General features: G+C 69.5%; 22 protein-coding genes. 15 read left to right on the forward strand and 7 right to left on the reverse strand.

Features of this window, described 5'->3' with window-relative positions:
• Positions 1-147: 147 nt before the first annotated feature.
• Positions 148-726 carry a YqaA family protein gene (locus tag ACWPN5_RS05910; RefSeq protein WP_109071710.1) on the forward strand — a complete coding sequence of 193 codons (579 nt, stop codon included), beginning with the start codon at positions 148-150 and terminating at the stop codon, positions 724-726.
• Between the two features lie 48 nt (positions 727-774).
• Here ACWPN5_RS05910 and ACWPN5_RS05915 read toward each other — a convergent pair whose 3' ends face one another.
• Positions 775-1,038: a hypothetical protein gene (locus ACWPN5_RS05915; protein WP_145684712.1), complete on the reverse strand. Its 264-nt coding sequence runs from the start codon at positions 1,036-1,038 to the stop codon at positions 775-777.
• A gap of 125 nt (positions 1,039-1,163) precedes the next feature.
• Here ACWPN5_RS05915 and ACWPN5_RS05920 point away from each other — a divergent pair, with 125 nt between their 5' ends.
• Both ACWPN5_RS05920 and ACWPN5_RS05925 read left to right on the forward strand, forming a co-directional pair.
• Complete coding sequence (locus ACWPN5_RS05920) at positions 1,164-1,568, forward strand: hypothetical protein (protein ID WP_492294781.1); 405 nt, start codon at positions 1,164-1,166, stop codon at positions 1,566-1,568.
• Between the two features lie 28 nt (positions 1,569-1,596).
• Positions 1,597-2,934, forward strand: coding sequence for a replication-associated recombination protein A (locus tag ACWPN5_RS05925; RefSeq protein ID WP_492294783.1), 1,338 nt, complete (start codon positions 1,597-1,599; stop codon positions 2,932-2,934).
• 6 nt (positions 2,935-2,940) lie between these two features.
• Here the strand turns inward: ACWPN5_RS05925 and ACWPN5_RS05930 are convergent, their stop codons facing one another.
• Positions 2,941-3,417: a hypothetical protein gene (locus ACWPN5_RS05930; protein ID WP_492294785.1), complete on the reverse strand. Its 477-nt coding sequence runs from the start codon at positions 3,415-3,417 to the stop codon at positions 2,941-2,943.
• 83 nt (positions 3,418-3,500) lie between these two features.
• Here ACWPN5_RS05930 and ACWPN5_RS05935 point away from each other — a divergent pair, with 83 nt between their 5' ends.
• The 3 genes from ACWPN5_RS05935 (at position 3,501) to ACWPN5_RS05945 (ending at position 5,900) form a co-directional block, all read left to right on the forward strand.
• Positions 3,501-4,412 (forward strand): hypothetical protein, encoded by a 912-nt coding sequence (locus ACWPN5_RS05935; RefSeq protein ID WP_492294787.1) that lies wholly within the window; start codon positions 3,501-3,503, stop codon positions 4,410-4,412.
• Between the two features lie 67 nt (positions 4,413-4,479).
• On the forward strand, positions 4,480-4,881 hold the full coding sequence (crcB, locus tag ACWPN5_RS05940) for a fluoride efflux transporter CrcB (RefSeq protein ID WP_492294789.1): 402 nt from the start codon (positions 4,480-4,482) through the stop codon (positions 4,879-4,881).
• Positions 4,881-5,900 (forward strand): RluA family pseudouridine synthase, encoded by a 1,020-nt coding sequence (locus tag ACWPN5_RS05945; protein ID WP_492294791.1) that lies wholly within the window; start codon positions 4,881-4,883, stop codon positions 5,898-5,900. Before crcB ends, ACWPN5_RS05945 begins: the two co-directional genes overlap by 1 nt.
• Before the next feature lie 11 nt (positions 5,901-5,911).
• Here the strand turns inward: ACWPN5_RS05945 and ACWPN5_RS05950 are convergent, their stop codons facing one another.
• Positions 5,912-6,601: a GntR family transcriptional regulator gene (locus tag ACWPN5_RS05950; protein WP_349595303.1), complete on the reverse strand. Its 690-nt coding sequence runs from the start codon at positions 6,599-6,601 to the stop codon at positions 5,912-5,914.
• 83 nt (positions 6,602-6,684) lie between these two features.
• Between ACWPN5_RS05950 and ACWPN5_RS05955 the strand changes: the two genes are divergently transcribed.
• The 4 genes from ACWPN5_RS05955 to ACWPN5_RS05970 all read left to right on the forward strand — a co-directional run bounded on the left by ACWPN5_RS05955 (position 6,685) and on the right by ACWPN5_RS05970 (position 9,881).
• A complete protein-coding gene (locus tag ACWPN5_RS05955; RefSeq protein ID WP_492294794.1) occupies positions 6,685-7,908 on the forward strand; it encodes a benzoate/H(+) symporter BenE family transporter in 1,224 nt (407 codons plus the stop codon).
• Between the two features lie 57 nt (positions 7,909-7,965).
• On the forward strand, positions 7,966-8,661 hold the full coding sequence (locus tag ACWPN5_RS05960; protein ID WP_200476639.1) for an HAD-IA family hydrolase: 696 nt from the start codon (positions 7,966-7,968) through the stop codon (positions 8,659-8,661).
• A gap of 21 nt (positions 8,662-8,682) precedes the next feature.
• On the forward strand, positions 8,683-9,381 hold the full coding sequence (locus ACWPN5_RS05965; protein ID WP_492294797.1) for an ATP12 family chaperone protein: 699 nt from the start codon (positions 8,683-8,685) through the stop codon (positions 9,379-9,381).
• A 101-nt stretch (positions 9,382-9,482) separates the two neighbouring features.
• Complete coding sequence (locus ACWPN5_RS05970) at positions 9,483-9,881, forward strand: COG4315 family predicted lipoprotein (protein WP_492294799.1); 399 nt, start codon at positions 9,483-9,485, stop codon at positions 9,879-9,881.
• A gap of 70 nt (positions 9,882-9,951) precedes the next feature.
• Here the strand turns inward: ACWPN5_RS05970 and ACWPN5_RS05975 are convergent, their stop codons facing one another.
• From ACWPN5_RS05975 to ACWPN5_RS05985, 3 genes are all read right to left on the reverse strand, one after another.
• Positions 9,952-10,545, reverse strand: a complete 594-nt coding sequence (locus ACWPN5_RS05975; protein WP_145678269.1) for a PRC-barrel domain-containing protein — start codon at positions 10,543-10,545, stop codon at positions 9,952-9,954.
• Between the two features lie 160 nt (positions 10,546-10,705).
• Positions 10,706-11,611: a CAF17-like 4Fe-4S cluster assembly/insertion protein YgfZ gene (gene ygfZ / locus ACWPN5_RS05980; protein WP_492294802.1), complete on the reverse strand. Its 906-nt coding sequence runs from the start codon at positions 11,609-11,611 to the stop codon at positions 10,706-10,708.
• Between the two features lie 157 nt (positions 11,612-11,768).
• A complete protein-coding gene (locus ACWPN5_RS05985; RefSeq protein WP_145678267.1) occupies positions 11,769-12,176 on the reverse strand; it encodes a GreA/GreB family elongation factor in 408 nt (135 codons plus the stop codon).
• A 318-nt stretch (positions 12,177-12,494) separates the two neighbouring features.
• Here ACWPN5_RS05985 and ACWPN5_RS05990 point away from each other — a divergent pair, with 318 nt between their 5' ends.
• From ACWPN5_RS05990 to ACWPN5_RS06005, 4 genes are all read left to right on the forward strand, one after another.
• Positions 12,495-14,030 (forward strand): ABC transporter ATP-binding protein, encoded by a 1,536-nt coding sequence (locus tag ACWPN5_RS05990; RefSeq protein WP_492294804.1) that lies wholly within the window; start codon positions 12,495-12,497, stop codon positions 14,028-14,030.
• Between the two features lie 208 nt (positions 14,031-14,238).
• Positions 14,239-15,339, forward strand: coding sequence for an ABC transporter permease (locus tag ACWPN5_RS05995; RefSeq protein ID WP_038528467.1), 1,101 nt, complete (start codon positions 14,239-14,241; stop codon positions 15,337-15,339).
• The gene (locus ACWPN5_RS06000; protein ID WP_145678264.1) at positions 15,336-16,268 is read left to right on the forward strand and encodes an ABC transporter permease; all 933 of its coding nucleotides are present in this window, start codon (positions 15,336-15,338) and stop codon (positions 16,266-16,268) included. Before ACWPN5_RS05995 ends, ACWPN5_RS06000 begins: the two co-directional genes overlap by 4 nt.
• A gap of 93 nt (positions 16,269-16,361) precedes the next feature.
• The gene (locus ACWPN5_RS06005; protein WP_137115912.1) at positions 16,362-17,438 is read left to right on the forward strand and encodes a BMP family ABC transporter substrate-binding protein; all 1,077 of its coding nucleotides are present in this window, start codon (positions 16,362-16,364) and stop codon (positions 17,436-17,438) included.
• A gap of 78 nt (positions 17,439-17,516) precedes the next feature.
• Here ACWPN5_RS06005 and ACWPN5_RS06010 read toward each other — a convergent pair whose 3' ends face one another.
• Entirely contained in the window at positions 17,517-17,927 is a 411-nt protein-coding gene (locus tag ACWPN5_RS06010; RefSeq protein WP_200476644.1) for a hypothetical protein, read from the reverse strand.
• A gap of 278 nt (positions 17,928-18,205) precedes the next feature.
• On the opposite strand from ACWPN5_RS06010, the gene ACWPN5_RS06015 reads away from it, so the two are divergent.
• Positions 18,206-18,685 (forward strand): hypothetical protein, encoded by a 480-nt coding sequence (locus ACWPN5_RS06015; RefSeq protein WP_145684777.1) that lies wholly within the window; start codon positions 18,206-18,208, stop codon positions 18,683-18,685.
• Positions 18,686-18,729: the final 44 nt, after the last annotated feature.

Consider the following 18,729-nt stretch of genomic DNA (forward strand, 5'->3'; position numbering starts at 1 on the left):
CGTTCGTGAAATCTTGTCGCCGCCGTTGCCCCTGGGCGCCGGACGACGATATAGGTGACCGACCGGCCCTCCCTTCGGGTTCATCCCCGGAGGGAGGGTTTCCGGTTTTCGGGTTCCGTCACTTCGGGAGGGCGCCGCGCGCGCGGTATGCTGAAACCTCTCTACAACCGGATTCTCAAGCTCTCCGCCCGCAAGGACGCCGTCTGGTGGATGTCCGCCGTCTCCTTCGCGGAAAGCTCCTTCTTCCCTCTGCCGCCCGACATCATGCTGGTGCCGATGTGTCTGGCGGAGCCCAAGAAGCTCTGGCGCTACACCAACATTTGCGCGCTGGCCTCGCTGATCGGCGGGATGTTCGGCTACGCGGTCGGGTTCTACCTGTTCGAGAGCATCGGACGGCTGATCATCGACCTCTACAACGCGCAGGAGTCATTCCAGCGCTTTCAGGACATGTTCGCCGAATTCGGTCCCTGGTTCCTGATCCTCAAGGGCATCACGCCCATTCCCTACAAATTGCTGACGATCACCGCGGGATTCGCGCACCTCGACCTGACGGTGTTCATCCTGTGCTCGATCGTCGCACGATTCTCGCGATTCTACATGATCGCGATCCTGCTGCATTTCTACGGGCCGCAGGTGCGCGACATCATCGAGAAGCGGCTGATGCTGGTGACGACCGTTCTGCTGGTCATCATCATCGGCGGATTGCTCAGCTTCAAGTTCGTGTGAGCGGCGCGGGGCCCGGCCCCGCGCGTCACCTTTACTTCCCGGCAAACATCAATCGGGCATCCCGCGGTCCTGGCGGTTGCGCTCCGACGGGGGCAGGGCGTTGCGCTCGCGGCGGTCGCGCATGACCATCACGCCGATGGCCAGCGCCATGGCGATGCCGGCCAGCAGGGGCAGGACGACCTCGCCGGCGCTGACGGTGGGCATGGAGAGCATGCGCACGATGAGCAGCAGCAGCCCGCCGATCAGCAGCGCCACGAAGACGGTGGTCGATGTCCGGCGGCGCGGCGACGGGCCGGGATTGTTGGGACTCATTTGAGGCATTCCCTTATCGCTTGCGTTCCCGGCATAGTGGGCGCCGAGCCCGCGGCATGGTCCAATCCGGGGGACCATCCGCCAACGTCCGGGGTCACGCAAGAACAATGGGAGTCAAAGCCGCGATGTTCCGTCCGAAACTCATTCTGGGGCCGGTGCTGGCCCTCGCCCTGGTTGCGCTCGCCGCCTGCGCGGACGCGCCGGGGCGTTCGTCCGGCGCCGCCGTGGGCGGTGCTCCGGCGGCCTCCACCACGGTCCCCACAACGGCTCCCGCCGGGGCACCGGCGTCCTCGCGCCCGGCCCGCGGGGTCGAAGATCCGTCGCTTCGCCTCGACGGCGGCGTCGGCAGCGACGATTCCTGCCGCTCCCAGTGTGAGCGCAGCAACAACTCCTGCATGGACTCGGTCGCCGCGCGCGCGCAGAGCGGGCTCGACCGTCCGGACCGCGGCGGCATCTTCTCGCCGACCGACAACTGCCAGCATTCGCTGCGCATGTGCTACCAGCGCTGCGGCGCGCCCACCAACCAGTGACCGGTCCGGTGCGATCGGTGGATCGGCGATGAGCAAACGCGGCGACTCCGGAGCCACCGGCGGCCTGTTCGAGGCGGGCGCCCCCCGCCCGCTGGCCGACCGGCTGCGCCCGCGCAGCCTGGGCGAGGTGGTCGGTCAGGAGCATCTGCTGAAGCCCGACGGCCCGCTGGGCCGCATGGTCGCCGCGCGCCGGCTGGCCTCCATGATCCTGTGGGGGCCGCCCGGCTGCGGCAAGACGACCATCGCGCGGCTGCTCGCCCTGTCCACCGACCTGCATTTCGAGCCGCTGTCGGCGGTCTTCTCCGGCGTGGCCGACCTGCGCAAGGTCTTCGACGCCGCCCGGGCGCGGCGTGCGGCCGGGCAGGGCACGCTGCTGTTCATCGACGAGATCCACCGCTTCAACCGCTCCCAGCAGGACGGCTTCCTGCCCTATGTGGAGGACGGCACCGTCACGCTGGTCGGCGCCACCACCGAGAATCCGTCCTTCGAGCTGAACGCGGCGCTTCTGTCGCGCGCCCAGGTCTTCGTGCTGAACCGGCTCGACGACGCGGCGCTGGAAAAGCTGCTGACACGGGCCGAGGCGGAGATGGGCCGTCCGCTGCCGCTGACGCCGGACGCGCGGGCCGCGCTGAAGGCGATGGCCGACGGCGACGGGCGCTTCTGCCTGAATCTCTGTGAGGAGCTGTTCGCCCTGCCGGTGCCGGAGGACGGCGCGCGTCTCGACAACAACGCGCTCGCCACCGCCATCCAGCGCCGCGCCCCGCTCTACGACAAGGCGCAGGAGGGGCATTACAACCTCATCAGCGCGCTGCACAAGTCGCTGCGCGGGTCGGACACCGACGCGGCGCTCTACTGGTACGCCCGCATGCTGGAGGGCGGGGAGGACCCGCGCTACATCGCCCGCCGGCTGACCCGCTTCGCGGTGGAGGACATCGGCATGGCCGACCCCAACGCGCTCGCCCAGGCCACCGCCGCCTGGGAGGCCTACGAGCGGCTGGGCAGCCCGGAGGGGGAATTGGCCATCGCGCAACTGGTGATCTATCTGGGGACGGCGCCGAAGTCGAACGCCGGCTACACCGCCTACAAGAGCGCGGTGCGCGCCGCCAAGGAAACCGGCAGCCTGATGCCGCCCAAGCACATCCTGAACGCCCCGACCAAGCTGATGAAGCAGATTGGCTACGGCAAGGGCTACGAGTACGACCACGACACGGCGGACGGCTTCTCCGGCCAGAACTACTTCCCGGAGGGCATGGCGCGACGCGCCTTCTACCAGCCGGTCGAGCGCGGATTCGAGCGCGAGATCAAGAAGCGCCAGGACTACTGGGCGCGCCTGCGCGACCGCAAGGCCGCTGACGGGGACGAATAGGGCGCATCACGGCTTCGGGTAGGCGACTCCGAGGATCCAGACCGGGGCGTGCGGCGGGCCGGCGCGTTCGAACACGTAGGTCACGGTGGCGCTGGTGAAGGGTTTGGCGTCGGTGCAGCGGCCGGTATCATCCGTTTCCCCGCACCACAGCGCGGGGACCCGCACGCTCAGCGTCTTGCCGAACTGGGTGCCGCCAAGCTCCTCGCCGCACAGGACCTCGCCCGGATGGCCGGTCACCGCGTTCCACGCCGCCCGCCACGCCCAGAGATCCGCGAAAAGAGGCATGCCGACCTCCTGCACGGCGTTCGGCAGCGGCGGCGCGCCGAAGATGTGCCGGGTGAGGCGCCCGCCGAACGCCGTGTTGAGCGCGGGCTCGGCGGAGCGCAGGACGCTTGGGATGTCCAGGCACGGATCGCTTCGGGCCGGGGCGGCGGTGAAGACGAGGAGGGCGGTGAGAAGACCTGAGATTGAGCGAATGGTCATTGGAGGGTCCGTATGCAATTCCCGCGTGTTGAAATCCGGACGCTCGGAATCAGGGTTCGTGAAATGGCGGGAGAAGCGTGCTCATGACGACGGATGACGCGGTTCCGGCGTTCTCACGCTTCATCGCCATCGACTGGTCGGGCGCCGCCGGCAAGCGCTACGCCGGCGTCGCGGTCGCCGAATGCGGCGTGGAAGGGCCGCCGCGGACCGTCGCGCCCACGGAGCGGCAATGGTCGCGCACCGCCGTGTTCGACTGGCTGCTTGACGGGCTGGAGCGGGGGCCGGCGCTGGTTGGGATCGATTGCGCCTTCTCGCTGCCCTTCGACGTGGCTCGGCGCTATTTCCCCGACCCCGACGCGGTGACAGCCTTCGACCTGTGGGACCGGGTGGAAGCGGTGGCCGGGGCGGAGCCGGACTTCGCCGGGGGCGGCTTCGCGGCGCACCCGGACTACGGCGCCGATTTCTGGCGCGCCGGGACGCAGCCGGACTGGTACCGCGACCCGCACCGGCTGACCGAGCGGGTGTGCCGCGCCGACGGCTACGGCAGCCCGCAGAGCCCCTACAAGTTGATCGGCGCCAAGCAGGTGGGGAAGGGCGGGCTGGCCGGGATGCGGATGCTGCGCGCGCTGAAGCGGGCGGCGCCGGACCAGGTGGCGGTCTGGCCCTTCGACGCGCCGGGGCCGGGCCATACCGTCTTCTGCGAGATCTACCCGCGCCTGTTCCTCATCCGCGCCGGCTTCGGGCTGCGCAAGATCCGCGACGGGGCGGCGGTCGACGCCGCGCTGGCCGCCCTCGGCGCGCCGCCCGCCGGCCTGTCCGGGCCGGTGAGCGACCATGACGCGGACGCGCTGGTCTCCGCGGCGGGGCTGCGCCGGCTGGCCGGGCGGGAGGCGGTGTGGAGTCCGCCGGCCATGGACGCGCGGGCGCGGCGGCAGGAGGGCTGGATCTTCGGCGTGGGCGAGCGGGATGGCGGGGACGCCGCGCCCGGCGCGTGACAAACCGCCGTATTTCTGGCTCTAATCCGCGCGGGATGCCCGTCGTCCCGTCCGTTCCGGAGGTTCCGTGATCGCATCACCGTCCACGCTCGCCGCGGTCGCCGTCGGCGGCGCTGTCGGTTCCATGGCGCGCTATCTGCTGATGACGGCGGTCGGCCATTGGCTGGGCACGCAGTTTCCCTACGGGACGCTGATCGTGAACGCCGTGGGCTGCTTCACCATGGGCGCGCTGGCGGAGCTGGCCGCGCTGGTGTGGTCGCCCTCGCCGGAGCTGCGGGCGCTGCTGATGGTCGGGGTGCTGGGGGGATTCACGACCTTCTCCTCCTTCACGCTCGACGTCGGGCTGCTGGTGGAGCGGAACGCCCTGTCGGCGGCGGCGGGTTACATCCTGGCCTCGATGGTGCTGACCATCGCGGGTTTCTTTGCCGGCCTCGCGGTCGTGCGTTCTCTTGTTTCGGTGCCCGTTTGATGAGTGAGAACAAGTCCCCCAGCGTGGAAACCCGGACCGTGACGTCCGACGAGGCCGACGTCCGCCTCGACCGCTGGTTCAAGCGCCATTTCCCCGACGTGGGGCACGGCTATCTGCAGAAGCTGCTGCGCACCGGCCAGGTCCGCGTGGACGGCAAGCGGGCGGAGACCTCGACCCGGCTCGCCGCCGGCCAGTCCATCCGCATCCCGCCGCTGGCCGACTGGGCCAAGCCGGAGGGCGCCGCCCCGGCCCCCGCGCCGAAGAAGCCGGCCATGTCGGACAAGGACATCGCGGCGCTCCAGGCGCTGGTTCTCTTCAAGGACGGCGACGTCATCGCGCTGAACAAGCCGGCGGGCCTCGCCGTCCAGGGCGGCACCAACACCACCAAGCATCTCGACGCCATGCTGGACGCCCTGCGCTTCGACGCGAAGGAGCGGCCCAAGCTGGTCCACCGGCTGGACAAGGACACCTCGGGCGTCCTGCTGCTGGCGCGCAACACCTTCGCGGCGTCCAAGCTGACCGAGCAGTTCCGCGGCCGCGACGTGCGCAAGATCTACTGGGCCGCCACGGTCGGCGTTCCGAAGCCCTACCAGGGCAAGATCGACCTCGCGCTGGCCAAGGAAGGCGGGCCGCAGGGCGAGCGGGTGGCCGGCGACGAGGACGACGGCAAGCGTGCCGTCACCTACTACTCGGTGCTGGAAAACCTGGGCAAGCAGGCGGCCTTCGTCGCCATGTGGCCGCGCACGGGGCGCACCCACCAGCTCCGCGTCCACATGAATGCCATCGGCACGCCGATCCTGGGCGACGGCAAGTATGCCGGCCAGGGTGCCCATCTTCCGGGCGCCGAGATTCAGAAGAAGCTGCACCTGCACGCCCGCCGCCTGATCCTGCCGCACCCGCGCGGCGGCAACCGGATGATCGACGTGACGGCGCCGCTGCCCGACCACATGCTGACGACCTGGAAATATCTGGGCTTCAGCGCCAGCCTGAAGGGCGACCCGTTCGAGGGGGTAGAGTGAAGGCGGGGGCCTCACCCCGCCTCGCGCCCCTCCAGAAACGCCGTAAGCTGCTCCGCCGCCTGCCCGACATGGTCGGTGACGAGCCGGCAGGCCGTGTCCGCGTCTCCCGCCCGGCAGGCCGCGAGCAGCGCGCGATGCTCGTCCTGCGACCGCGGCCGATAGCCCAGCGCCGCGAATTGGAAGCGCAGGTAGCGGTCGGCGGCCAGCAGATGCTGCTCCGTCAGCGCCAGCAGCCGGGGCCGCCCGGCCCGCGCGTAGAGCGTCATGTGGAAGCGCCGGTTCAGCTCTCCCATGCGGCCGGGATCGGCCTCTCCATCCATCTCCGCGATCAGCTCCTCCGCCTGATCGAGGTCCGCCGCCGTCAGGCCGGGCAGCGACAGGCGCAGCGCCATCGGTTCCAGCGCCATGCGGATCGCCCCGATGTCGGCGCCGTCCGCCGCCGAGATTTCCGCGACGACCGCGCCGCGGTGCGGGTGGAACTCGGCCAGCGCCCGCGCCTCCAGCTGGCGCAGCGCTTCGCGCACCGGCATGCGGCTGACCCCGAAGGTCTCCGCCAGTTCCTCCTGCCGCAGCGGCGTGCCCGGCGCGATGACCCCGGTCAGGATCGCCTCGCGCAGCGTCGCCTCCACGAATTCCGTGGTGGTGCGGTGGCGCGGCTGCGCCCGCGCCACGAGGCGCGACAGCCCGTCGTTGACCGCCATGCGTGATCTCCCCTTGCCAGGATATTGGATCCAATCTATCACCAGTCTCATCGTCCCGCACGCCCGATGGAGGGTCCCAAGCCATGTCCTCTTCCGACACCGTCCCGGCGACGGGCCTTTCGACGGGGCTTTCCCTGCGCGCGGTCGGCGCCGGCCTGCTGGCGGCCCTGGTCGGCTACGCCAGTTCGGTGGCGGTGGTCATCCATGGCCTGACCGCCGTGGGCGCCAGCACGGAGCAGGTGGTGTCGGGCCTCGTCCTGCTGGGCTTCGCCATGGGTCTGACGGCGATGGGCCTCAGCCTGCACCGGCGCAAGCCGATCAGCATCGCCTGGACGACGCCGGGCATGGCCCTGCTCGCCGCCACCGGCGCGGTGGAGGGTGGGTTCCCCGCCGCGGTGGGGGCCTTCGTGGCGACCGGCGTGCTGATCGTCCTGGCCGGGCTGTGGTCGCCGCTGGGCCGCTGGATCGCGGCGATTCCCAAGCCGCTGGCCAACGGCATGCTGGCCGGCATCCTGCTGAAGCTGTGTCTGGCCCCCTTCCTGGCGGTGTCGCAGGCGCCGGGAATGGCGCTGCTGGTGCTGGCGACCTGGGCGGTGGTGGGGCGGGTGGCGCGGCTCTACGCCGTGCCCGCCGCGGTGGCGGTGGCGCTGGGGGCGATGGCGCTCGACTCATCCGGCGGTTTGGCCGGCGGGGCGGCGCTGTCCGGCGCGCTGTGGCCGGGCGTGACTTTCGTCCAGCCGGTGTTCACCTGGGAAGCAATGGTCGGCATCGCCCTGCCGCTGTTCGTCGTCACCATGGCGTCGCAGAACATTCCCGGCCTCGCCGTTCTGGCGACCTACAACTACACGCCGCCGACCCGTCCGATCTTTCTGGCGACGGGGGCGGCCTCCGCCCTGACGGCGCTGGGCGGCGCCCCCACCATCAACCTCGCGGCGATCACCGCGGCGCTCTGCGCCAGCCCGGACGCCGACCCCAATCCGGCGCGGCGCTGGCAGGCCGCCTTCGTCGGCGGCATCGGCTACATCCTGTTCGCCGGGCTGGCCGGGGTGACGGCGGTGATGGTCACCCGTTCCCCGCCGATCCTGATCGAGGCGGTGGCCGGGTTGGCCCTGGTCGGGGCCTTCGGCGCCGCCTTGTTGGGCGCCGTGCAGGTGGAGGCGAACCGCACGGCCGCGCTGGTCACCATGCTGGTCACCGCCTCCGGACTGTCCTTCGCCGGGGTGGGCTCGGCCTTCTGGGGGCTGCTGCTGGGCGGCGCGGTCCATCTGCTCCATTGGCGCCCTTCGGTGTCGCAGCCGGCGAAGTGAGTTGCGCTTTGCCGGTATGGGCCGCATAAGTCCGGTACGACCCGCGTCCCGGAGGCGATGCCCGTGAGCAGCTCAGAGAATGCCCGTCCCCTGCGGCTGGCCCTGTTCGATTGCGACGGCACGCTGGTGGACAGCCAGTTCGCCATCATCGACGCCATGACCACCGCCTGGGCCGCCCACGGGCTGGGCGAGCCGGACCCGCTGGAGGTGCGCCGCATGGTCGGCCTGCCGCTGGTGCAGGCGGTGTCGCAACTGTTGCCGGACCTGGACACCGACCGTCATGTGGCCGTGGCGGAAAGCTACAAGGACGCCTTCGCGGCGCTGCGCCACCGCGGCGACCTGCACGAGCCGCTGTTCCCCGGCCTGCGCGACACGCTGGACGCGCTGGAGGCGGAGGGCGTTCTGCTCGGCGTGGCGACCGGCAAGTCGCGGCGCGGGCTGGACGCCGTGCTGGCCCACCATGGGCTGACGGAGCGCTTCGTCACTCTCCAGACCAGCGACGTCGGTCCCGGCAAGCCGCACCCCGACATGGTCTACCGCGCCCTGGCCGAAACCGGGGTGGAGGCGGCGCGGACGGTTGTGATCGGCGACACCACCTACGACATTCGGATGGCCCGCAACGCGCGGGTCGCGTCGGTCGGCGTCTCCTGGGGCTATCACGCGGTGGCCGAGTTGGAGGCCGCCGGGGCCGACCGCATCGTCCACCGCGGGCGCGCGGTGGCCGGCGCCGTGCTGGACCTGTTGCACCGTTAAGAGAGACTTCGAAGGACCCCGATGAAGCGCTTCTACAAGACCGCCTCCGTCGACGAGGCCGCCGGCGGCGGCTTCGAGGTGCGCCTGGACAACCGCCCGATCCGCAGCCCGGCCAAGGCGCCGCTGGTCTTCGCGAGCTGGCCGCTGGCCCAGGCCGTCGCCGCCGAATGGGACGCGCAGCCCGAGGACATCGCCCCGGACAGCATGCCGCTGATGCAGCTCGCCAGCACGGCGGTGGACCTGATCGGCAAGGGCCGCGTCGTCATCGTGGACGGCGTGGCCGCCTATGCGGAGACGGACCTGCTTTGCTACCGCGCGGAGCATCCCCGGAAGTTGGTGGAGTTGCAGGCGCAGCGCTGGCAGCCGCTGCTCGACTGGGCGACGCTGCGCTACGACGCGCCGCTGCACGTCAACGCCGGGCTGATGCCGAAGCCGCAGCCGCCCGAGGCGCTGCGCGCCCTGCGCAACGCGGTGGAGGCCTACGACGACTGGACGCTGTCGGCGCTCCAGACCGCGACCGGCTCCTGCGGCTCGCTGATCGTCGCTCTGGCGCTGGTCGAGGGGCACATCGACGCCGAGGAGGCCTTCGCGGTGTCGCAGCTCGATGAGACCTTCCAGATCGAAGCCTGGGGTGAGGACCCGGAAGCGACCAAGCGCCGCGCCGCCCTGCGCGTGGACATCGCCGCCTGCCGCCGCTTCGTCGATCTGCTGCGGGCCTGATCATCCTTCGGGTGGGGACGGAATAAAGCGGCGCGGTGGGCGTCCTGTCAGTGAGGGCCGGGTCAAATCGCCCGCCCCGTCACGACAGGGAGGTTCCGTCCATGCACCGCTTCACCCGTTTTGTTGCCGCTGCGGCCACCGCACTCGCGCTCGGTCTCGTGGCGCCTTCCGCCTTTGCACAGGGCACCATGCCCGCAAAGACCGGCCAGTCGGCCGGCGGCCCCGTGCTGACCGACAGCAAGGGCATGACGCTGTATGTCTTCGACCGCGATGCGGGCGGCAAGTCCGCCTGCAACGGGCAGTGCGCCACCAACTGGCCGCCGCTGATGGCTCCGGCGGGCGCCAAGGCGATGGGCGACTACTCGGTCGTCACCCGCGACGACGGCACCATGCAGTGGGCCTACAAGGGCAAGCCGCTCTACGGCTGGGCGAAGGACGGCAAGCCGGGCGACACCACCGGCGATGGGGTGAACAACGTCTGGCACGTCGCGCGTCCGTAAGCACGACTCCGAACAGGGAAAAGCCCCCGCGGCGCTTGGCCGCGGGGGCTTTTCATGACCGGACCGGCGATTACTGGCCGGTGCCCGACGGAGCGGCCGGCGGGGTGCCGGTGGCGCCGCCCGGAGCGGTCATGGTGCCGGAGGTCCCGGTGGAGGAGCGGCTCGCCGCGCCGTTCACCGTGTCGCCGGCCTTGTCCTTGTTGCGGTTCAGCGAGGTGGTGGTGTCGGAATACTCGAACTCCGGCATCTCCTTCACCTGATCACGGGTCATGCCCGAGAGCTGGACGCGCTCCTGCTGGGCGTCCCAGTTGGCGTTGCCGATGTCCACGGCGATCTGCTTCTCGCCGATGCCGAGGAAGCCGCCCGAGGAGATCACGAGCTGGCGGGCCTGGCCGTTGCTGTCGAGGATGATGTCCTCGACCTCGCCGACCTTCTCGTTGTCGGTGCCGTAGACGTTCTTGCCCATCATGTTCTCGGCGCTGGCGAGCGTGCCGCCGGTCAGGCCCGCGGCGCTGCCGGTGGTGGCGCTGCCGCTCTTGTTCATCTCGGTCGCGGTCGGGGCGCCGGTGGTGGGGCTGCCGGTGGTCGGCGACGTGGTCTGCGCCATCGCCGTGCCGGTCATCAGCGCCAGGACGGACGCAGCCGCGATGATTTCCCTACGCATAACTCACTCCTCTCCGTGTTTCGGCGTTTCTGTCGAGTGCCTTGGTTTGTCTCGGTAAGGCAGATCGACAACAGGGCCTCGGTGGGAATGGTCACGCGGAAAATCGAAAAAATCTTTCGGCTAGTCCGTCCAAGTTTCGGGAATAAAAGTCACGAAGAACTCAAAAGCTTGCCCAGACTGGCTTTGCCGGCGTGACTGTGGCCTCTCCGGCTGTCAAGACCAATCCGTCTTGCCCCGCACGGGTGAGGTCTTCCAGCCGCAACAAGGCGAGCGCCGTCGAGCCATGGCCGCTGCGGATCTCGCCGATCTCCTTGCCGTCGAGCGTCACCGGCGTGCCGGGAGCGGGCAGGGGGCCGTCCAGCGTCACCGGGAACAGCTTCTTCCTGATCAGGGCACGGTACTTGGTGCGGGCGGTCAACTCCTGCCCCATGTAGCAGCCCTTGTCCCAGGAGATGGCGTTGAGGTCGTCCAGATCATTCTCCAGCGGCAGCGCCTTGTCGGGCGTGAGGTCGCGGCTGCCCTCCGGAACGCCGAGCGACAGGCGCAGCCGGTCGTAGTCCTCCGCGCCGCGCGGAACGAAGCCCGCCGCCTCCAGCGCCGCCGCGGCGCTCTCGCGCGGCAGGAAGGCGCGGGCGCCCAGCGCCGGCAGACGCGGGTCGGTGAAGGCGACGCCGCCCGCGAAGGGCACCGCCGCACCGGCCTCCTCCGGCAAACCCAGCCGCGTAAGCGCGTCGCCGCCGAACAGGACGACGGCCAGCATGGCGCCGGCGCGGTCCTCCAGCGTGATCTTGGAGCGCAGCTTGTACATCTTCAGGCGGCGCAGGAATTCCTCGCGCCGGTCCGTCTCGGGGTCGAGCAGAAGGGCACCGTCCGATTCGGCGATGCGGAAATCGTGCAGGAACTTGCCCTGCGGGGTCAGGAAGAGGGCGTAGACGGCGCGGTCCGCGGCGACGCGGCGCACGTCGTTGGACACCAGCCCTTGCAGGAAGGCCGCCCGGTCCTCGCCCGCGACCGCGATGACGCCCCGGTCCTCCAGGATCGCGTAGCCCGCCTGTTCCGCCGTCATGCCCTTGCTCCGAATGTCCCGTTCAAGTCCCCGATAGTTGGGCGAAGGGGGCAGGGGAGGCAAGGGTGGCGAGGTCTGTGCCCTTGCATGGCGCGTCCGCCTTTTCCGCGGACGCGCCACGGTGCAAGCCGTGGTCGATGGACCTTCAGGTGGGCGGTCAGCCGGCCGGAGGTTCGATCCGCAGGACCTGCACCGACTTGGTGCGGCCGTCGAGCGTGCCGTAGGCGATGGATTGCCCCTCGGACAGGCCGAGCAGGGCGGCGCCCACCGGGGTCAGGATCGAGATGCCGTCCTGGCGCCGGGCCGCTTCGTCCGGTGTGATGAGTGTGGCGGTGTGCCGCGTGCCCCGGTCGTCCGCGAAGGTGACCCGGCTGCCGAGCCGGACGAAGGGCATTCCGCCGTCGTCGGAATAATCCGCGACATCGGCGCGGTCGACCTCGCGCTGGAGGAAGTCGATGACGCCGGCGGGCTGGCTGAGATGGGCGAGAAGGACGTCGAGACGCCCAAGGTCATGGGGGGTGATTCGGATCGGCGGCGGATCGCCGAGCATCGACTTGCGGTTCATTCCAAAAGCTCCATAAGCAAAGGCCGCCGGAAATGGCGGCCCTTCCCATAGCTGAGGACGACGGCGGCCTCTTGTCAACCGTGCGGCGGCGTGGCATCTGTCCGTGTGCGAAGCAACTGCTGATTTGTTGGGTCATCTGCCGCTTTGTTGGGCTGCGACAGGCGCCCGAAACGGGGCGAATGACCGCAGGCTGGGCAATCGCTTCCCCTGTTGACGGCGAACAGCCTTGACGGGCAAGACTCTCCGAAAGTGGCATGGCTTTGGCAATGCCCTGCCGACTTCACCCCTACCCGGTTCGCCTCCTTGGATTCCCCATCCGTGTCATCCCCACCGCACCGGCTCGAACTGCGCGGCATCACCAAGCGCTTTCCGGGCTGTCTGGCGAACGATCAGGTCGATCTCGTCCTCCGTCCGGGCGAGATCCACGCGCTGCTGGGCGAGAACGGCGCCGGCAAGTCGACGCTGGTGAAGATCATCTACGGCGTGCTGCACGCCGACGCCGGCCGGATCCAATGGAACGGGCAGGACACGCACATCTCCGACCCGGCGGGCGCCCGCCGGCTGGGCATCGGCATGGTGTTCCAGCATTTCTCCCTGTTCGACACGCTGACGGTCGCCGAGAACATCTCGCTCGGCCTGGATCAGCCCGGCCCGATGGACGCGCTGTCGGCGCGCATCGCCGAGGTGTCGGAACGCTACGGCCTGTCGCTGGACCCGCGCCGCCACGTCCACAACCTGTCGGTCGGCGAGCGGCAGCGGGTGGAGATCGTGCGCTGCCTGCTCCAGGACCCCAAGCTGCTGATCATGGACGAGCCGACCTCGGTCCTGACGCCGCAGGAGGCGACCCGACTGTTCGAGACGTTGCGCCGGCTGGCGGCGGAGGGCTGCACGATCCTCTACATCAGCCACAAGCTGGAAGAGATCCGCGCGCTCTGCGACACCGCCACCGTGCTGCGCGGCGGGCGCGTCGTGGGAAGCTGCGATCCGCGGAAGGAAACGGCGCGCAGCCTTGCCGAGATGATGATCGGCACCGAGTTGTCGACCCCGGAGCGGCTGCCGCAGGGCGAGGCCGGGGCGGCGAAACTGCAGGTGCGGCATCTCTCCACGACGTCCGACAACCCCTTCGCCACCAACCTGAAGGACGTGTCCTTCGAGGTGCGGGCCGGCGAGATCATGGGAATCGCCGGTGTGGCCGGCAACGGCCAAGCGGAGCTGATGGCCGCGCTGAGCGGCGAGGCTCTGGTGCCCGACCCCGCCTCGGTCGCCATCGAGGGCCGGCCGGCCGGCCATCTCGGCCCGCGCGAGCGGCGCCTGCTCGGCCTTGCTTTCGTGCCGGAGGAGCGGCTGGGCCGCGGCGCCGTGCCGGAGCTGAGCCTGTCGGAGAACGCGCTGCTCTCCGGCTACGCCCGCGAGCCGCTGGTGCGCAGCGGGCTGGTCCATTTCGGGCGTGCCCGCTCCTACGCCGAGCGGATCATCGGCGCCTTCAACGTGGTCACCCATGGCCACCGGGCGGAGGCGCGCTCGCTGTCGGGCGGCAACCTTCAGAAATTCATTATCGGCCGCGAAATCCTGCAGAAGCCGCGCCTGCTGGTGGTCGGCCAGCCGACCTGGGGCGTGGACGCGGGGGCTGCGGCGGCGATCCACCGGGCGCTGATCGACCTCGCCCGGTCCGGCGCTGCCGTCCTGGTCATCAGCCAGGACCTGGATGAGCTGTTCGTGCTGAGCGACCGCATCGCCGTGCTGTTCCACGGCCATTTGTCGGAGAGCCGCCCGACCCACCACACCAGCGTGGAGGAGATCGGCCTGCTGATGGGCGGCCTGTTCAACCACCCGCCCGACGAGGATGAGGAGTGATGGGACCAACGCTTCATACCCTCTCCCCTCTGGGGAGAGGGAAGGGTGAGGGGGATGCCCTTCTGCCGAACGCCGCGCCCTGCGCAACCCCCTCACCCCAACCCTCTCTCCGCTCCCGGCGGACCTTCGGTCCGCCTGCCGCGTCAGCGCAAACTTCGTTTGCGTGTGAGCGGAGGGGAGAGGGGGATGTTTTCGGCGGAGCCTTTTCATGACCCTCCTCCGTCTCGAACCCCGCGGCGAGGCGTCGCGCGCGATGGTCTACGCCACGCCGCTGCTGGCGGTCGCGCTCACGCTCGTCAGCGGCTTCCTGCTGTTCTGGGCCATGGGCTTCGACCCGGTCAAGGCGCTGCACGCCTTCTTCATCGCGCCGCTGATGTCGCTGCGCGGCCTCGGCGAGCTGGCGGTGAAGGCGACCCCGCTGGTGCTCTGCGCCATCGGGCTGGCCATCGGCTTCCGCGCCAACGTCTGGAACATCGGAGCCGAGGGGCAGCTCACGCTCGGCGCCATCACCGGCGGCGGGCTGGCGCTGGCCTTCTACGGCGAGGGCGGCTGGTGGCTGCTGCCGCTGATGATCGTCGCGGGCATGGCCGGCGGTGCTCTGTGGGCGGCGATTCCCGCCTTCCTGCGGGTGCGCTTCAACGCCAGCGAGATCCTGACCAGCCTGATGCTGAACTACGTGGCGCTGCATCTGCTGAACTACCTGATGCACGGCCCCTACCGCGACCCCGACGGCTTCGCCTTCCCGGAATCCCGCCTGTTCGAGGCCGACGCGGTGCTGCCGCTGCTCGTCGCCGGGACGCGCGTCCATCTGGGATCGCTGTTCGCCCTGCTGGCGGTAGCGGCGGGCTGGTTCCTGATGGCGCGGACCTTCATCGGCTTCCAGATCAAGGTCATCGGCCTCACCCCGACGGCGGCGGGCTATGCCGGCTTCAACCAGAAGAAGATCATCTGGCTGACGCTGCTGCTTTCCGGCGCGCTGGCCGGTCTGGCCGGTCTGGGCGAGGTTGCCGGACCGATCGGCCAGATGAACCCGACCATCTCCCCCGGCTACGGCTACACCGCCATCATCGTCGCCTTCCTGGGGCGGCTGCACCCGGTGGGCATCCTGCTCGCCGGCTTCCTGATGGCGCTGTCCTTCATCGGCGGCGAGGCGGCGCAGATCGCGCTCGGCCTGCCCAAGGCCATCACCGGCGTGTTCCAGGGCATGCTGCTGTTCTTCCTGCTGGCGACCGACGTGCTGATCCGTTACCGCGTGCGCTTCGGCGCGAAAGGTGCTGCCGGGTCCGGGGTGGGGAGGGCCGCGGCATGAGCGCCGAACTGGCCCTGATCGGCCCGATCCTGGCGGCCATGCTGGCCGCCGCCACGCCGCTGCTGTTCGCCGCACTGGGCGAGCTGGTGGTGGAGAAGTCCGGCGTCCTGAACCTGGGTGTGGAAGGCATGATGCTGGTCGGCGCCGTCTGCGGCTTCGCCGTGGCGGTGCAGACCGGCAGCTCCACGCTCGGCTTCGTCGCCGGTGCGGCGGCGGGGGCGGGCATGGCGGCGCTGTTCGGCGTGCTGACCCTGTTCCTGCTCGCCAATCAGGTGGCGACCGGACTGGCGCTGACGCTGTTCGGCGTCGGCCTGTCGGCGCTGATCGGGCAGGGCTTCGTCGGCATCCCCATCGCCGATGTGCCGGAACTCTACATCCCCGGACTGACCGACCTGCCGGTGATCGGCAAGGCGCTGTTCGGGCAGGACGCGCTGGTCTATCTGGCGCTGGCGGCGGTGCCGGCGGTGCACTGGTTCCTCTACGCCACGCGCAAGGGGCTGATCCTGCGCGCGGTCGGCGAAAACCACGCGGCGGCCCACGCGCTCGGCTACAAGGTCATCCGCATCCGCTTCCTCGCCGTGCTGTTCGGCGGTGCGATGAGCGGCATGGGCGGGGCCTTTCTGTCGCTGGACTACACGCCGATGTGGGCGGAGGGCATCTCCTCCGGGCGCGGCTGGATCGCGCTGGCGCTGGTGGTCTTCGCCACCTGGAAGCCGGGCCGCGTGCTGCTCGGCGCCTGGCTGTTCGGCGGGGTCACCATCGCGCAGCTCCACGTCCAGGGGCTGGGAATCGACATTCCGTCACAACTCTTGTCGATGCTGCCTTATCTGGCTACCGTCGTCGTTCTGGTGGTGATTTCACGGGATGTCGCCCGAATCCGGCTGAACGCGCCGGCCAGCCTCGGGAAGGTTTTCCATCCCGATGCCTGACGGGCCTTGCCTGACGGGCGCCGGTATGTCTGCAAGTCTTACGTTCGTGCTCAATCAATTGGATCAGGGAGCAAACACGTGAACAGAAGGACCATGGGCAAGGCCCTGATGGGTCTGGCCACCGGCGCCGCCATGCTGGCGCTGGGCGTCGGCGCGGCCGACGCGCAGGAGAAGATGAAGGTCGGCTTCGTCTATGTCGGTCCGATCAGCGACCACGGCTACAGCTACCAGCACGACCAGGGCCGTCTGGCCGTGGAGAAGGAGCTGGGCGACAAGGTCACCACCACCTTCGTCGAGAACGTCCCCGAGGGCGCCGACGCCGAGCGCGTGATCGAGCAGCTGGCCTCCTCCGGCCACAAGCTGATCTTCACGACCTCCTTCGGCTTCATGAACCCGACGCTGAAGGTCGCGCAGCGCCATCCCGACGTGAAGTTCGAGCACGCCACCGGCTACAAGCGCTCGGCCAACGTCGCCACCTATTCCGCGCGCTTCTACGAGGCCCGCACGGTCATCGGCCAGATCGCCGGCCAGATGACCAAGTCGAACATCATCGGCTACATCGGCTCCTTCCCGATCCCCGAGGTCGTCAGCGGCATCAACGCCTTCACCATCGCCATGCGCGAGGTGAACCCGAAGGCCGAGGTGCGCGTCGTCTGGGTGAACAGCTGGTACGACCCCGGCAAGGAAGCCGAGGCCGCCAAGGCGCTGATCGACCAGGGCGCCGACGTGATCTCGTTGCACACCGACAGCCCGGCGGCCATCCAGGTCGCGCAGGAGCGCGGCCTGTGGGTGTTCGGCCAGTCGTCGGACATGACCCGCTTCGGCCCGAAGGCGCACCTGACCGCCATCGTCGACGACTGGCGCGAGTATTACGTGAACCGCGTCAAGGCGGCGCTGGACGGCTCCTGGAAGTCGCAGGACACCTGGGGCGGCTTCAAGGACCACATGCTGTTCCTGGCCCCCTACAACCCGGCTCTCCCGGCGGACGTCGTCGCGGCGGCCGAGAAGACCCGCACCGACATCATGGAAGGCAAGCGCCACTCCTTCCAGGGCCCGGTGAAGGACCAGTCCGGCAAGGTCGTGATCGCCGAGGGCAAGCAGGCCACCGACGAGCAGATCCTGAAGATGGACTGGTACGTCGAGGGTGTGCAGGGCAAGGTTCCGAAGTAAGCCGGAACCGGTCACCAAGTGAGAAAAGGGAGGCTCCGGCCTCCCTTTTTTTGTTGCCCGCTTTTTATGGGCGGCTGCTCAGCCCGGCTGGCGGCCCAGCGCGGCCCAGCCGGCGGGGGCGAGACGCATCACCTCCGGCCCGCTTCCGGCGGGGTTGGGCTCCATCGTCACCAACTCCCGGTTCTCGAACCAGACCCATCGGGGGACCTCGGCCGCGGTGGGGACCCAGCCCTCGGCCATCTTTTCCAGCACCGCCAGATCGGCGGCGGCGATCGGGAATTTCGGCTTCGCCGGGGCACGTTTGGGTGCGGCGGTGGTGGGCGGGGGCGCCGTCGGGGCATCCTGCCCGGCGCGGGCGTGTATCCAGGCCGTCTGGAAGGCGGTCAGCGCCGCGTTCAACTCGCCGCGCAGCGGCTCGGACGGGCAACGCAGATAACGGTCCAGCAGGGCGTGCAGGGACTCGGCGGAAGGGGGCGGCGTCTCGGGCATGGGGCGGTTCCGTGGTCGGCGTGGTCCGGCACCGCAGCCATAGACGCAAGGGGCGGGAGAAGACAAGGGGCAGGAAAAGAAAGGCTCCGCCGCTTCAGGGAGCGCGGCGGAGCCTGTCGAGGAGGCACAATCCCCTGTGCTGCCTAAATTCAAACACACCGCCGGCCCTGCGGTTCCACCTTCCCTTCCGGGGTGACCCGCAAGGCTGCGGTCCGAAAGCCGGGACGACGCGTTGACAGCCGCAGGACAGGCTCTCGCGTCGGAAAGGGAAGCGCATCGTGGGGAACGGATTCCGGAAGGCGTCGCGGGTCATGTATTTCCTGGCGACCGGCGTGTTGATGCTGTTCGCCCTGGTGTTCATCGGCGTGGCCGCCTATTCGGTGTTCCACAGCCTTCTGCTCCTCGACATCGAGGCGACGACGCACGGGCTGCTGGACGGCGTCGGCATGATCGTGCTGGCCATCGCCGTCTTCGAGATCGCCAAGTATCTCTATGAGGAGGAGCTGGAGCACGACCGCGAGTTGCGCCACGCCGACGAGGCGCGGCGCACCCTGACCAAGTTCCTGACCACCATCATCATCGCCGCCAGCCTGGAAGGGCTGGTGCTGGTGTTCGAGGCGCGGACCTCGCAGATGAGCGACATGGTGTATCCCGCCATCCTCCTGATGGTCATCGTCTTCATGGTGCTTGGGCTCGGGCTCTACCAGCTGATCAGCCGTCGGGCGGAGACCATCGATCCGAAGGAGGGGGATTCCTGACCGTCCCCCGCGTTCCAACATGTCTGGAAGGAGTTGTTGATTCC

The sequence above is a fragment of the Azospirillum sp. UENF 211521 genome (assembly GCF_058780535.1).